The organism is Pseudomonas sp. PSE14 (assembly GCF_029203285.1).
GTDB lineage: Bacteria > Pseudomonadota > Gammaproteobacteria > Pseudomonadales > Pseudomonadaceae > Pseudomonas.
Map to the genome: position 1 here is coordinate 1,165,431 of NZ_CP115669.1, position 13,557 is coordinate 1,178,987.

Annotated in this window: 14 protein-coding genes and 1 other RNA gene; 11 read left to right on the top strand and 4 right to left on the bottom strand. The window is 64.5% G+C overall.

Annotated features, from left to right (window positions below):
- Nucleotides 1-45: 45 nt before the first annotated feature.
- Nucleotides 46-663: a glutathione S-transferase N-terminal domain-containing protein gene (locus O6P39_RS05425; protein ID WP_275610381.1), complete on the top strand. Its 618-nt coding sequence runs from the start codon at nt 46-48 to the stop codon at nt 661-663.
- Between the two features lie 11 nt (nt 664-674).
- Complete coding sequence (locus tag O6P39_RS05430) at nt 675-1,079, top strand: ClpXP protease specificity-enhancing factor (RefSeq protein ID WP_207883732.1); 405 nt, start codon at nt 675-677, stop codon at nt 1,077-1,079.
- A 52-nt stretch (nt 1,080-1,131) separates the two neighbouring features.
- Here O6P39_RS05430 and O6P39_RS05435 read toward each other — a convergent pair whose 3' ends face one another.
- Genes O6P39_RS05435 through O6P39_RS05450 form a run of 4 tightly spaced genes read right to left on the bottom strand, consistent with a single transcriptional unit; the run spans nt 1,132 to nt 4,517 of the window.
- Entirely contained in the window at nt 1,132-1,710 is a 579-nt protein-coding gene (locus O6P39_RS05435) for a BON domain-containing protein (RefSeq protein WP_275610382.1), read from the bottom strand.
- Nucleotides 1,707-2,300: a phosphoheptose isomerase gene (locus O6P39_RS05440; RefSeq protein ID WP_017518113.1), complete on the bottom strand. Its 594-nt coding sequence runs from the start codon at nt 2,298-2,300 to the stop codon at nt 1,707-1,709. The genes O6P39_RS05435 and O6P39_RS05440 overlap by 4 nt, the downstream gene beginning before the upstream one ends.
- A 28-nt stretch (nt 2,301-2,328) precedes the next feature.
- Nucleotides 2,329-2,706 carry a YraN family protein gene (locus O6P39_RS05445; protein ID WP_275610383.1) on the bottom strand — a complete coding sequence of 126 codons (378 nt, stop codon included), beginning with the start codon at nt 2,704-2,706 and terminating at the stop codon, nt 2,329-2,331.
- Nucleotides 2,703-4,517, bottom strand: a complete 1,815-nt coding sequence (locus O6P39_RS05450) for a penicillin-binding protein activator (RefSeq protein ID WP_275610384.1) — start codon at nt 4,515-4,517, stop codon at nt 2,703-2,705. The genes O6P39_RS05445 and O6P39_RS05450 overlap by 4 nt, the downstream gene beginning before the upstream one ends.
- Nucleotides 4,518-4,643: 126 nt before the next feature.
- Here O6P39_RS05450 and rsmI point away from each other — a divergent pair, with 126 nt between their 5' ends.
- From rsmI to mraY, 9 genes are all read left to right on the top strand, one after another.
- Nucleotides 4,644-5,492 carry a 16S rRNA (cytidine(1402)-2'-O)-methyltransferase gene (rsmI, locus tag O6P39_RS05455; protein WP_275610385.1) on the top strand — a complete coding sequence of 283 codons (849 nt, stop codon included), beginning with the start codon at nt 4,644-4,646 and terminating at the stop codon, nt 5,490-5,492.
- Nucleotides 5,493-5,532: 40 nt separating this feature from the next.
- Nucleotides 5,533-5,889: RNase P RNA component class A (gene rnpB / locus O6P39_RS05460), an RNA gene on the top strand.
- A 308-nt stretch (nt 5,890-6,197) separates the two neighbouring features.
- A complete protein-coding gene (gene mraZ / locus O6P39_RS05465; RefSeq protein ID WP_015475869.1) occupies nt 6,198-6,653 on the top strand; it encodes a division/cell wall cluster transcriptional repressor MraZ in 456 nt (151 codons plus the stop codon).
- Nucleotides 6,654-6,661: 8 nt separating this feature from the next.
- Nucleotides 6,662-7,603, top strand: a complete 942-nt coding sequence (gene rsmH / locus O6P39_RS05470; RefSeq protein WP_275610386.1) for a 16S rRNA (cytosine(1402)-N(4))-methyltransferase RsmH — start codon at nt 6,662-6,664, stop codon at nt 7,601-7,603.
- The gene (gene ftsL / locus O6P39_RS05475) at nt 7,600-7,893 is read left to right on the top strand and encodes a cell division protein FtsL (protein WP_275610387.1); all 294 of its coding nucleotides are present in this window, start codon (nt 7,600-7,602) and stop codon (nt 7,891-7,893) included. The genes rsmH and ftsL overlap by 4 nt, the downstream gene beginning before the upstream one ends.
- Entirely contained in the window at nt 7,890-9,641 is a 1,752-nt protein-coding gene (locus tag O6P39_RS05480; RefSeq protein WP_275610388.1) for a penicillin-binding protein 2, read from the top strand. The genes ftsL and O6P39_RS05480 overlap by 4 nt, the downstream gene beginning before the upstream one ends.
- On the top strand, nt 9,641-11,104 hold the full coding sequence (locus O6P39_RS05485) for a UDP-N-acetylmuramoyl-L-alanyl-D-glutamate--2,6-diaminopimelate ligase (protein WP_275610389.1): 1,464 nt from the start codon (nt 9,641-9,643) through the stop codon (nt 11,102-11,104). Before O6P39_RS05480 ends, O6P39_RS05485 begins: the two co-directional genes overlap by 1 nt.
- Nucleotides 11,097-12,461 (top strand): UDP-N-acetylmuramoyl-tripeptide--D-alanyl-D-alanine ligase, encoded by a 1,365-nt coding sequence (gene murF / locus O6P39_RS05490; RefSeq protein ID WP_275610390.1) that lies wholly within the window; start codon nt 11,097-11,099, stop codon nt 12,459-12,461. Before O6P39_RS05485 ends, murF begins: the two co-directional genes overlap by 8 nt.
- Nucleotides 12,462-13,544 carry a phospho-N-acetylmuramoyl-pentapeptide-transferase gene (mraY, locus tag O6P39_RS05495; protein ID WP_275610391.1) on the top strand — a complete coding sequence of 361 codons (1,083 nt, stop codon included), beginning with the start codon at nt 12,462-12,464 and terminating at the stop codon, nt 13,542-13,544. It begins immediately after the preceding gene.
- Nucleotides 13,545-13,557: the final 13 nt, after the last annotated feature.

A 13,557-nucleotide genomic window follows, 5' to 3' on the forward strand; every position in this document is an offset into this window, starting at 1 on the left:
GGGCGCGCGCGTCTTTCTACCTCCCACCCCGAGGAGGCGCGCGGCATGGCCGCAATCAATAAGCTTACCTGTTTCTCCGACCCTTCCTGCCATTACAGCCATCGCGTGCGCCTGGTGCTGGCCGAGAAGAGCGTCGTTGCCGATATCATCGACGTACCGGCCGGTAACATTCCGGCCAAGCTCGCCGAAGTGAACCCCTATGGCAGCCTGCCGACCCTGGTGGATCGCGATCTTTCGCTCTACGAGTCGACGGTGGTCATGGAGTACCTCGATGAACGTTATCCACACCCGCCGTTGCTGCCGGTTTACCCGGTGGCCCGTGCCAATAGCCGCTTGTTGATGCACCGCATCCAGCGGGACTGGTGCGCTCTGGTGGACCGCATTCTCGACTCGCGGCAGAAGGACGCTGAGCGTGCCTTGGCGAGAAAGGAATTGCGTGAGAGCCTGACGGGAGTATCGCCGCTGTTCGCCGACAAGCCCTTCTTCCTCAGCGAGGACCTCAGCCTGGTGGATTGCTGCTTGTTGCCGATTCTCTGGCGGCTGCCGGTCCTGGGCATCGAGTTGCCGCGCCCGGCCAAACCGTTGCTGGATTACATGGAGCGGCAGTTTGCACGAGAAACTTTCCGTGCGAGCCTGTCCTCTATCGAACGTGATATGCGCTAAGGAGCCCGATGATGAACTCCAGTCGTCCCTACCTCGTGCGAGCCCTCTATGAGTGGATCGTCGACAACGGCTGCACCCCGCATATCCTGGTGAATTCCGAGTACCCGGGCGTGCGGGTGCCGCCGGGCTATGCCAGCGACGGCCAGATCGTGCTCAACGTATCGCCGACCGCGGTGCGCCACTTGCAGATGGACAACGAAGCCGTCAGCTTCGAAGGCCGCTTCGGCGGTGTTGCTCAGAGCCTGTACATTCCGTCCCAGGCGGTAATGGCCATCTACGCTCGGGAGAATGGCCAGGGCATGGTCTTCGATCTGGAGCCGCCGGTGCCGACCGACGATGAGGACCTGCCAGACGATGGTCCATCCGACGAGCCGCCGCGACCCAGCGGCCGGCCCAGCCTCAAGGTGGTGAAGTAATAAAAAAGGCGACCCAAGGGTCGCCTTTTTCATGCCTGCAACAATGGCTCGCTCAGTCGATGTATTCGAACAGGCGAACGATCTTCTGCACGCCATCCACGCCCTGTACCACCTGGGTGGCCAGGTCGCCTTCGCGGCGGGTGACCAGGCCCAGCATGTAGACGATGCCGTTCTCGGTCAGGACCTTGATGCGCGTGGAGGGCACGTTCGCGTCAGCGAGCATCTGGCTCTTGATCTTGGTGGTCAGCCAGGTGTCGTTGCTGCGGGCGGCCAGGGAGGAGGGCTGCAGGATCTGCAGCTCGTTGTGCACGGTCTTGACCTTCTGCACTTCCTTGGCGGCCTGTTCGGCCTTGTTCTTCAGGTCGGCGCGCGGCGTCTGGCCGGCCAGCAGTACCACGCCGTTGTAGCTGATCACCACGACATGGGAATTGCGGTCGAGATCCGGATCGGCCTTGGCGATGTTCACCGCCACCTTGGTTTCGATCAGCGAGTCGTCGATCTTGCTGCCAAGGGTGCGGGTGCCCTTGTCATCGTCGATCGGCTTGTCGCGGGTGGCGCTGACGAAACTGGTGCAGCCACCCAGGGCCATGGTCACGGCCAGCGCGGCCGCGATCAGAGGGGTACGGGTCATTCTTCACTCCCGAACAGTTGACGGTCGATGAGGTCGCACAGGCAATGGATGACCAGCAGGTGGACTTCCTGGATGCGTGCGGTGACCTTGGCCGGAACGCGGATTTCCACGTCTTCGGGCAGCAGCAGCGATGCCATGTTGCCGCCGTCGCGGCCGGTCAGTGCTACGACAACCATTTCGCGATCATGTGCGGCCTGGATCGCCTGAATGACGTTCGCCGAGTTGCCGCTGGTGGAAATCGCCAGCAGTACGTCGCCGGGCTGGCCCAGGGCGCGGATCTGCTTGGAGAAGACTTCGTTGTAGCTGTAGTCGTTGGCGATCGAGGTGATGGTGGAACTGTCGGTGGTCAGGGCGACCGCCGGCAGGCTCGGGCGCTCACGCTCGAAGCGGTTCAGCAGTTCGGAAGAGAAGTGCTGCGCATCGCCGGCGGAGCCGCCGTTGCCGCAGGAGAGAATCTTGCCCTCGTTCAGCAGGGCATTGACCATCACCATGCTGGCCTGCTCGATATGCGGGATGAGCACCTCGGTGGCCTGTTGCTTGGTCTCGATGCTGGCATGGAAGAGCTGGCGGATACGGGATTGCATGTCCATCAGGGATGACCTTTCGTCGGGCGTCTGATCAGGTGTCAAAGGCGTTGGGGATCCAGTTCAAGTGCCCTGCGGAGCCTGGGGTTCGATGGTCGATGGCGACGATGTCGAACCGGCAGGGGTGTCTGCTCCAGCGGGCGTTCTGTTGCAGGAAGTGTTCGGCGGCGGCGGTCAGGCGCTGACGCTTGCGCGAGTCCACACTTTCCAGCGCTCCTCCCCAGGCGTCATGCCGGCGGGAGCGAACTTCGACGAATACTACTGTATCGCCGTCCAGCATGACCAGATCGAGCTCGCCGCGGCGGCACGTCCAGTTCTGCGCCACCAGGCGCAGTCCATGCTGTTCGAGGTGGGCGCGGGCGCTGGCTTCCGCCTCGCGCCCGGCCTTCTGGGAGGGGCTGTTGCCGATCAAATACCGCTGTTCTCCAGCGGCTGCACCTGCCCATTCTTGAATTCGGCCCAGGGCAGGTGGCGCTCGACGCGCTGGCTGGCATTCACGCTTAGGGTGCCGGTCAGGCCGTCGACCTGCATGCTCGGCACGGCCTTGAGTTCCGGCAGGCGCGGGGCCAGTTGGTAGGCATCGGCACCCATGGCATACAGGCGGCCCAGGCTGCCGTTGGCTTGCGGCCATTGGGCGGAGACCTGCTGGCGCAGCGGGTTGTTCGGCTCCAGCAGCCAGGGGGTTTCGCAGAAGCGGATGCCGTTCAGGTCCTGGTCCTGCGCCGGGTTGTTCACACCGCTGTACAGGTTGGACGTGGCGTAGACCGGCAGGTCGCCCGCGTACTGGAAGGCCAGGGTCGGCTTGATCTGGCGAGCCTGCTGCGGGGTGGCGGCAAGGAAGATGAAGTCGATGTCCTGGCGACGCGAGGGCTGGGTGTCGACACTGCTGTCGAGCACGCCCTGCAGGCGCTTGGCGCGGCCTTCGCTCTGGCGCAGTTGCAGCAGGTCGGCGATCTGGCGGGCCAGTTCTACCGGCTGGTCGACGTGCTCGGCGGCGATCAGGGTGCCGCCGGCGGCCTGCCAGTTGCGGCTGAAGGAGGCCAGGACGCGGTCGCCCCACTCGCCGCGCGGCACCAGGGCCACGGCGCGACGCATGCCGTCGTTCCAGGCGCGGCTGGCGACTTCACGGGCTTCGTCCTCGGCGGACAGGCCGAACTGGAACAGCTGGGCCGGGCCTTCCTGATTGCCGTCGCTGTAGTTCAGCGCGAGGGTGGTGATCGGCAGTTGCTGCTGGCTGCTCAGTTGCTTGACCAGGTTCTTCTCCAGCGGGCCGACGACCAGTTGCACGCCGTCGGCCTGGGCCTGGCGGTAGAACTCGTCCAGCGAGCGGACCTGGGTGCTGTCATAGAGCTTGATGGCTGGTTGGGCCTGGCCGTTTTGCTGGGCCTGGTAGTGCGCAGCCAGGAATCCATCCTGCAGTGCGCGGGATACCGAGGCCAACTGGCCTTGTTGCGGCAGCAGCAGGGCGATGGTGTTGAGCGGCTGGGCGGCCAGGGATTTCAGCTTGGTCAGGGCGTCAGGCAGTTGCTTGGCGGCCGGGTGATCGGGGTTCTGGGCGACCCACTTGTCGATGTTGGACTGCTGTTCCTTCAGCGTCGAGGAGGTCTTGGTGATGCGTGCCAGCTCCAGCCAGCCGTTCAGGTCGCCTTCGTTGGCGCTGGGCTGCAGTTGCTCGGCCGGCAGGCTGGAGACCAGGCCCCAGATGGCTTCATGGTTGCTCTTGCTGGCTTCGGCGTTGAGCAGCGGGTCGATGAACACGCGCTCGCGGGCGGCGCTCAGGGCCTGGCCGTCGGCGGCCAGTGCCAGGGACTTGACCATGCCGGCGCGCGCTTGCAGGTCGGTCGGCATTTCGCCCAGGCGCTGGAAATTCGGATTCTCGAATGCCTTCAGGGCGGCCTTGGGCTTGTTGCGGGCCAGTTCGAGCTGGGCGCGCAGGGTGCTGGCAAAGACCTGCTGGGCCGGCTTCAGGCTATCCATCGGGGTCTGGTCGAGGATCTGGGTGGAGCGGCCGAAGTCCTTCTGCTTGTACGCAAGGTCAGCGGCGGAAAGGCGCAGCACGGCGGCTTCGTCGGGCTTGGCGGTGGAGGCCTGCTGTAGCAGCTGTTCGATGCTGGCGTCAGGGGTGCGCGGCAGTTCGCCGAGGTTGGACGACGGGGAAGAGGCGCAGGCGGCGAGCATGCCGGCAAGGAACAGAGCGGAAAGCGGACGCAGGCGAGCGATCATATCGGGCTTCTCGTGACGCATTCAAAGAACTGCCGATTGTACCCAAGCGGCGAGGGGGACGCGATGGCGGCTGCCGGAATCGGGATACAATGCGGCTTTTTCAGATACTTCCGGCGAGGTTAGCGCGTGACACTTGGCACTCTTTATGTGGTGGCTACCCCCATCGGCAACCTGGACGACATCAGCGCCCGGGCGCTCAAGGTGCTGGCCGACGTGTCGCTCATCGCCGCCGAAGACACTCGTCATTCGGTGCGCCTGCTGCAGCATTTCGGCATCGAAACTCCGCTGGCGGCGTGCCACGAGCACAACGAGCGCGAGCAGGGTGGCCGCTTTCTGGCCAAGCTGCAGGCCGGCGAGGACGTTGCGCTGATCTCCGATGCAGGCACTCCGCTGATCTCCGACCCGGGCTATCACCTGGTGCGCCAGGCGCGCGCTGCAGGCATCACGGTGGTTCCGGTGCCGGGCGCCTGCGCGTTGATCGCCGCGCTGTCCGCCGCCGGGCTGCCGTCGGACCGCTTCGTCTTCGAAGGCTTCCTTCCGGCCAAGATGGCCGGTCGTCGTGGGCGGCTGGAGGCACTGGTGGACGAGCCGCGCACTCTGATCTTCTACGAGGCGCCGCATCGCGTGCTGGAGTGCATCGAGGACATGGCGGCGATCTTCGGCGATGATCGGCCGGCATTGCTGGCACGCGAGCTGACCAAGACTTTCGAAACCCTGAAGGGGCTCCCGCTGGGCGAGTTGCGCGAGTTCGTTGCTGCAGACGGCAACCAGCAACGTGGCGAATGTGTGCTGTTGGTGGCGGGCAGGCCAGCGCCGGAAGGTGATGAGGTGGTGGATGCGCAGACGTTGCGCGTGCTCGATCTGCTGCTGGCCGAATTGCCGGTGAAGCGCGCGGCGGCGCTGGCGGCGGAGATCACCGGGGCGCGCAAGAACCAGCTGTACCAGATCGCACTGGAGCGCCAAGGCAAGGCTTGAGCTTGTTCTGCGCGTCGTCAGCCGCTAACCTTACGGACTGAGAGTTGGTTGGACAGTCGCTGTTTCGTGGTGTTCCATCACGGGATGGAGGAAAGTCCGGGCTCCATAGGGCAGAGTGCCAGGTAACGCCTGGGAGGCGTGAGCCTACGGAAAGTGCCACAGAAAATAACCGCCTAAGCGCAACAGCGCCGGTAAGGGTGAAAAGGTGCGGTAAGAGCGCACCGCACGGCTGGCAACAGTTCGTGGCTAGGTAAACCCCACTCGGAGCAAGACCAAATAGGAATCCATTGGCGCGGCCCGCGTTGGATTCGGGTAGGTCGCTTGAGGCATTCAGTGATGAATGTCCCAGAGGAATGGCTGTCCTCGACAGAACCCGGCTTACAGACCGACTCTCAGCACTTTTCCCCCACTTCTTCCCACGATGACCATTTGTCGCTGATTGGAAGAAGTTACAAAGTTGAGAAATCACTTTAAGTATGAAAGCCCAGTGTTTTGAAAACACTGGGCTTTTCTCTTTCTAAGCGCGTCAAATTTCCCCCCGAAACCTTCCAAAAGCACGCTAAATCTCGGTCCTGTAAGGATTTTTCCTCTCTGGCTCGCCTTGACGGTGGGGAGCGCGGATTTCTATAGTGTGCGGAAGTGGTACGAAGTGGGTAAAAGTGGGATCAACAGGCATGGATAGCCAACCACAGGGGAAGCGCTGACGTGTTTCGCGGAGCTAACGCCATTAGTCTCGACGCCAAAGGGCGCCTCGCGATGCCGAGTCGGTATCGTGACGAGCTCGTTTCGCGTTGCAATGGCCAGCTCATCGTTACTATCGACGCTGTCGACACCTGCCTCACCGTATACCCCCTCCCTGAATGGGAACTCATCGAAGCCAAGCTGCGCGAACTGCCATCGCTGCGTGAAGAAACGCGGCGCCTGCAGCGTTTGCTGATTGGTAATGCCGTGGACCTGGAGCTCGATAGCGCCGGGCGTTTTCTCGTTCCTCCGCGCCTGCGCGAATACGCCGGCCTGGACAAGCGGGCGATGCTGGTCGGCCAGCTGAACAAGTTCCAGCTGTGGGACGAAGACAAGTGGAATGCGGTTGCCGAGGCCGACCTCGCAGCCATTAAAGAGCCCGGCGGCCTGCCGGACGAATTGCGCGACCTTATTCTGTGAGCCTGCCTGTGACCAGTACCTTCCAACACATCACCGTTCTACTCGAGGAGGCCGTCGAAGCACTGGCTCCCGTGGAGGGCGGCCGCTATGTGGACGGAACCTTCGGAAGGGGAGGGCACAGTCGCGCCTTGCTCGGCAAGCTCGGCCCGGGTGGTCAACTGCTCGGGTTCGATAAAGACCCCCAAGCGATCGCGACGGGAAAAACACTGGCGGCCGAAGACGGCCGCTTCGTCATTGTGCAAAGGTCCTTCGCCGAGATGGCGGAAGAGTTCACCGCGCGCGGCCTGCAGGGCCGCGTGAACGGCGTCCTGCTGGACCTGGGCGTGTCCTCGCCGCAACTGGATGACCCGGAGCGCGGCTTCAGCTTCCTCAATGATGGCCCGCTGGACATGCGCATGAATCCGGACCAGGGCGTCAGCGCCGCGCAGTGGATCGCCAGCGCCGCCGAGGACGAGATCGCCCGCGTGTTCAAGGACTACGGCGAAGAACGCTTTGCCAAGCGCATGGCCCGCGCCATCGTGCAGCGCCGTGCGGAGAAGCCCTTCGAGCGCACCGCTGACCTGGCGGCCGTGATCACCGAGGCCAATCCGGCCTGGGAAAAGGGCAAGAATCCGGCGACCCGTGCCTTTCAGGGGCTGCGGATCTTCATCAACAACGAACTGGGCGATCTGGAGCGTGGCCTCGATGCCGCGCTGGAAGGCCTGGCCGTCGGCGGCCGCCTGGTGGTGATCAGCTTCCACTCGCTGGAAGACCGTATCGTCAAGCAGTTCATGCGCAAGCACGCCAAGGGCGAGGCGGACAACCTGCCGCGCAACCTGCCGATCCAGGTGAAGCCTTTCGAGCCGCGTCTGAAGCTGATCGGCAAGCCGGTCTACGCCTCCGAGGCCGAGCTCAAGGCCAACCCGCGTTCGCGTAGCGCCGTCATGCGCATTGCGGAGAAGCTGAGATGAGCCGCCTCTTCGCCAAGCGCCTGCCGACCGGCAGCTTCTTCATGTTGCTGCTGTTCATTGGCGTGCTGCTGTCGGCGATCTCCGTGTCCTATAGCGCGTACTGGAACCGCCAGTTGCTCAATTCCCTGTACACCGAACTCAGCGTGCGTGACAAGGCGCAGGCCGAGTATGGCCGGCTGATTCTCGAACAGAGCACCTGGACCGCGCATAGCCGCATCGAAGCACTGGCGACCGACCAGTTGAAGATGCGCGTGCCCGATCCGACCGAAGTCATCATGGTGGCGCCATGAAGCACTTGCCCGGAGCTCGCTACCCCTGGCGCTTCCGCGTCGTCGTCTGCCTGCTGCTGGCGATGGTGGCGGCCATCGCCTGGCGCATCGTCGACCTGCATGTCATCGATCATGACTTCCTCAAGGGGCAGGGCGATGCGCGCAGCGTGCGCCACATCTCCATCCCCGCGCACCGCGGCCTGATCACAGATCGCAACGGTGAGCCGCTGGCCGTCAGTACGCCGGTCGCCACGCTCTGGGCCAACCCCAAGGAATTGGTGCTCGAACGCGGCAAGTGGGGCTTCCTGGCCGATGCGCTGGGGCAGCCGCAAGCCGCTCTGGCGGAGCGCCTGGATCAGAATGCCGACAAGGAGTTCATCTACCTGGTCCGTGGCCTGACCCCGGAGCAGGGCGAAGCCGTTATGGCCCAGGTGAAGGCTCACCGTATTCCCGGCGTGTACTCGGTTGAAGAGTTCCGTCGTTTCTATCCCGCCGGTGAAGTGGCTGCCCAGGTGGTGGGCTTCACTGACGTCGACGATCGCGGTCGCGAGGGCGTGGAACTGGCCTTCGACAGCTGGCTGGCCGGCGTGCCAGGCAAGCGCCAGGTGCTCAAGGACCGCCGTGGCCACTTGATCCGGGACGTACAGGTCACCCGCAACGCCAAGGCGGGCAAGACCCTGGCCCTGTCCATCGACCTGCGCCTGCAGTACCTCGCCAACCGCGAACTGCGCAACGCGCTGGTGGAGAACGGCGCCAAGGCCGGCAGCCTGGTGATCCTCGACGTGAAGACCGGCGAAGTGCTGGCCATGGCCAACCAGCCGACCTACAACCCGAACAACCGCCGCAACCTGCAGCCGGCGATGATGCGCAACCGCGCCATGATCGACGTGTTCGAGCCGGGCTCGACCATGAAGCCGTTCTCCATGAGCGCGGCGCTGGAGACCGGTCGCTGGAAGCCCACCGACAAGGTCGAGGTCTACCCCGGTACCCTGCAGATCGGCCGCTATACCATTCGCGACGTATCCCGTACCGAAGGACCGGTGCTGGACCTGACCGGCATCCTGATCCGCTCCAGTAACGTGGGCATGAGCAAGGTCGCCTTCGATATCGGCGGCGAAGCCATTTATAGCCTGATGCAGAAGGTCGGCCTCGGCCAGGACACCGGCCTGGGCTTCCCCGGCGAGCGCGTCGGCAACCTGCCGAACTACCGCGAGTGGCGCAAGGCCGAAACCGCAACCCTGTCCTACGGCTACGGCCTGTCCGTTACCGCCATCCAGTTGGCCCATGCTTACGGGGCGCTGGCCAACAATGGCCGCAGCGTGCCGCTGACCATGGTCCGCGCCGATCGTCCGGCCGACTCGACCCAGGTCATCCCCGAGCCAGTCGCCAAGACTATGCAGGGCATGCTCCAGCAGGTCATCGAGGCGCCCAATGGCGTTTACCGTGCCCAGGTGCCGGGCTATCACGTGGCCGGCAAGTCCGGTACCGCGCGTAAGGCCCAGGTCGGCACCAAGGGCTACGCCGAGAACTCCTACCGCTCCCTGTTCGCCGGCTTCGCGCCGATGAGCAATCCGCGCTATGTCGCCGTAGTGGTCATCGATGAACCCAGCAAGGCCGGCTACTTCGGTGGCCTGGTTTCCGCGCCGGTGTTCAGCAAGGTGATGTCCGGCACGCTGCGCCTGATGAACGTGCCGCCGGACAATCTGCCGCCGGCGGCTCCACAGCAGCAAGCCGATGCTGCGCCCGCTACCAAAGGAGGGCGTGGCTGATGCCGATGAGCCTGAACCAACTGCTGCTGCAAGCTGAAAGCGGCGAGCTGATCCGCGAGCTGACCCTGGATAGCCGCACCGTGAAGCCGGGTGACCTGTTCCTGGCCGTGCCGGGTGGTCGCCAGGATGGCCGCGCGCACATTGCCGCGGCGCTCACTCAGGGTGCCGCCGCCGTCGCTTACGAAGCGGAAGGCGCCGTCGATCTGCCGACCAGCGATGTGCCGATGATCGCCATCAAGGGTCTGGCCAAGCAGTTGTCTGCCATTGCCGGGCGCTTCTATGGCGAGCCGAGCCGTGGCGTCGACCTGGTCGGTGTGACCGGTACCAACGGCAAGACCAGCGTCAGCCAATTGGTCGCCCAGGCGCTGGACCTGCTGGGCGAGCGCTGCGGCATCGTCGGTACCCTTGGCACCGGTTTCTATGGCGCGCTGGAAAGCGGTCGCCATACCACTCCCGACCCGCTCGCCGTGCAGGCGACCCTGGCGCGCCTGAAGCAGGCCGGCGCCAAGGCGGTAGCCATGGAGGTCTCTTCCCACGGGCTGGAACAGGGTCGTGTAGCGGCGCTGGGCTTCGACGTGGCGGTGTTCACCAACCTGTCCCGCGACCATCTGGACTACCACGGTTCCATGGAAGCCTACGGCGACGCCAAGGCCAAGCTGTTCGCCTGGCCGGGCCTGCGCTGCCGGGTGATCAACCTGGACGACGATTTCGGCCGCCAGCTAGCCGCCGAGTCCCAGGAGTCGCGCCTGATGGGTTACAGCCTGATCGACCCGTCGGCCTACATCTATTGCCGCGAAGCGACGTTCAGCGACGCCGGCGTGCAGGCGCAGATCGTCACTCCGCAAGGCGAAGGCTTGCTGCGCAGCTCCCTGCTGGGCAAGTTCAACCTGAGCAACCTGCTGGCCGTGGTCGGCGCGCTGCTCGGTCTGGACTACCCGCTGGGCGAGGTGCTCGCCGTGCTGCCGCAGCTGGAAGGGCCGATCGGTCGCATGCAGCGTCTGGGTGGCGGCGACAAGCCGCTGGTGGTGGTGGATTACGCCCACACCCCGGATGCTCTGGAAAAAGTCCTGCTGGCCCTGCGTCCGCACGTGCACGGTCAACTGCTTTGCCTGTTCGGCTGCGGTGGCGACCGCGACAGCGGCAAGCGCCCGATCATGGCGCAGATTGCCGAGCAGTACGCCGACCGTGTGCTGGTCACCGACGACAACCCGCGCACTGAGAAGAGCGATGCGATCATCGCCGACATCCGTGCCGGTTTCGCCAAGCCCGATGCGGTCGAGTTCGTTCCCGGTCGTGGCGAGGCCATTGCTCGCCTGATCGCTTCGGCTGGTGTGGATGACGTCGTGCTGCTGGCCGGCAAGGGACACGAGGATTACCAGGAGATCGACGGCGTACGCCATCCGTTCTCCGATCTGGATCAAGCCGCCAAGGCGCTGGCTGCCTGGGAGGTGAAGCGTGCTTAAGCCCCTGTCGCTCAACGAAGTTGCCGGCGCACTCAATGGCCGCGTGGTTGGCGCGGACGTTACCTTCGATGCCGTGAGCACCGACAGCCGCGCCATCGTGCCGGGCCAGCTGTTCATCGCGCTGACCGGTCCGCGTTTCGACGGTCATGACTATCTGGCCGACGTCGCCGCCAAGGGCGCCGTTGCCGCGCTGGTGGAGCGCGAAGTCGCTGGTGCACCGCTGCCGCAACTGGTGGTGAGCGATACTCGCGTGGCGCTGGGTCAACTGGGTGCGCTGAACCGCAATGCCTTCACCGGCCGTGTCGCCGCTGTCACCGGTTCCAGCGGCAAGACCACCGTGAAGGAAATGCTTGCCAGCATCCTGCGTACCCAGGGCGATGTCCTGGCGACCCGTGGCAACCTGAACAACGATCTGGGCGCACCGCTGACCCTGTTGCAGCTGGCGCCGGAGCACAAGAGCGCGGTCATCGAGCTGGGCGCCTCGCGGATCGGCGAGATCGCTTACACCGTCGGCCTGACCCGCCCACACGTTGCCATCATCACCAACGCCGGTACCGCTCACGTGGGCGAGTTCGGTGGGCAGGACAAGATCGTCCTGGCCAAGGGTGAGATTCTCGAAGGCCTGGCCAGCGACGGTGTGGCCATTCTCAACCGCGACGATCCGGCGTTCGACACCTGGACGAATCGCGCCGCGGGCCGGCGCGTCTCCAGCTTCGGCCTGCACGACGAACGTGCGGACTTCCGCGCCAGCGATGTGCAGCGTGATGCCCGCGGTTGCCCCGGCTTCACCCTGCGCGGCCCGGCGGGCGAGGCGCGCATCCAGCTGAACCTGCTGGGTGAGCACAACGTTTCCAACGCCCTGGCCGCCGCCGCTGCCGCTCACGCCCTCGGCGTGCCGCTGGTCGGGATCGTTTCCGGCCTGCAGAGCCTGCAGCCGGTCAAAGGCCGCGCCGTAGCCCAACTGGCGACGAATGGCATGCGAGTGATCGACGACAGCTACAACGCCAACCCGGCTTCAATCTGCGCCGCGATTGATATACTCGCCGGCTTTTCCGGCCGGACCGTCCTCGTCCTTGGGGACATGGGCGAGCTGGGGGCCTGGGCTGAGTCTTCCCACCGTGAAGTGGGGGCTTATGCCGTGGGCAAAGTCACCGCGCTCTATGCCGTCGGACCGCTCATGAGCCACGCCGTGCAGGCGTTCGGTTCCGCGGGCCGGCATTTCGCCGATCAGGCCAGCCTGATAAGTGCCCTGGCCGACGAAGCATCGACAACCACCATTTTGATCAAGGGTTCCCGCAGCGCGGCGATGGACAAAGTCGTCGCGGCGTTGTGCGCATCCTCCGAGGAGAGTCACTAAATGCTGCTGCTGCTCGCCGAGTACCTGCAACAGTTCTACAAGGGCTTCGGCGTCTTCCAGTACCTGACCCTGCGCGGCATTCTGAGCGTACTGACCGCGCTCGTCCTGTCCCTGTGGCTGGGACCGTGGATGATTCGCACCCTGCAGATCCGCCAGATCGGCCAGGCGGTGCGCAACGACGGTCCGCAATCTCACCTGTCGAAGAAAGGCACCCCGACCATGGGTGGTGCGCTGATCCTTACCGCCATCGCCATCAGCACCCTGTTGTGGGCCGACTGGTCGAACCGCTACGTCTGGGTCGTGCTCGCCGTGACCCTGCTGTTCGGCGCCGTCGGCTGGGTGGATGACTACCGCAAGGTGATCGAGAAGAACTCCCGCGGCCTGCCGAGCCGCTGGAAGTATTTCTGGCAGTCGGTATTCGGCCTGGGCGCTGCGATCTTCCTTTATATGACCGCCGAGACCCCGATCGAGACCACCCTGATCGTGCCGATGCTGAAGAACGTCGAGATCCCGCTGGGCATCTTCTTCGTCGTGCTGACCTACTTCGTGATCGTCGGCTCCAGCAACGCGGTGAACCTGACTGACGGTCTCGATGGCCTGGCCATCATGCCCACCGTGATGGTCGGCGGCGCGCTGGGCATCTTCTGCTACCTGTCGGGCAACATCAAATTCGCCGAATACCTGCTGATCCCCAGCGTTCCGGGGGCGGGCGAACTGATCATCTTCTGCGCCGCCATCGTTGGCGCGGGGCTGGGCTTCCTCTGGTTCAACACCTACCCGGCGCAGGTCTTCATGGGCGACGTCGGCGCGCTGGCCCTCGGCGCCGCGCTGGGCACCATCGCGGTGATCGTCCGCCAGGAAATCGTGCTGTTCATCATGGGCGGGGTGTTCGTCATGGAAACCCTGTCGGTGGTGATCCAGGTCGCCTCCTTCAAGCTGACCGGCAAGCGGGTATTCCGCATGGCGCCGATTCACCATCACTTCGAACTCAAGGGCTGGCCGGAGCCGCGCGTGATCGTGCGCTTCTGGATCATCACGGTGATTCTCGTGCTGATCGGCCTGGCTACGTTGAAACTGCGTTGAGGACTGATCGAGC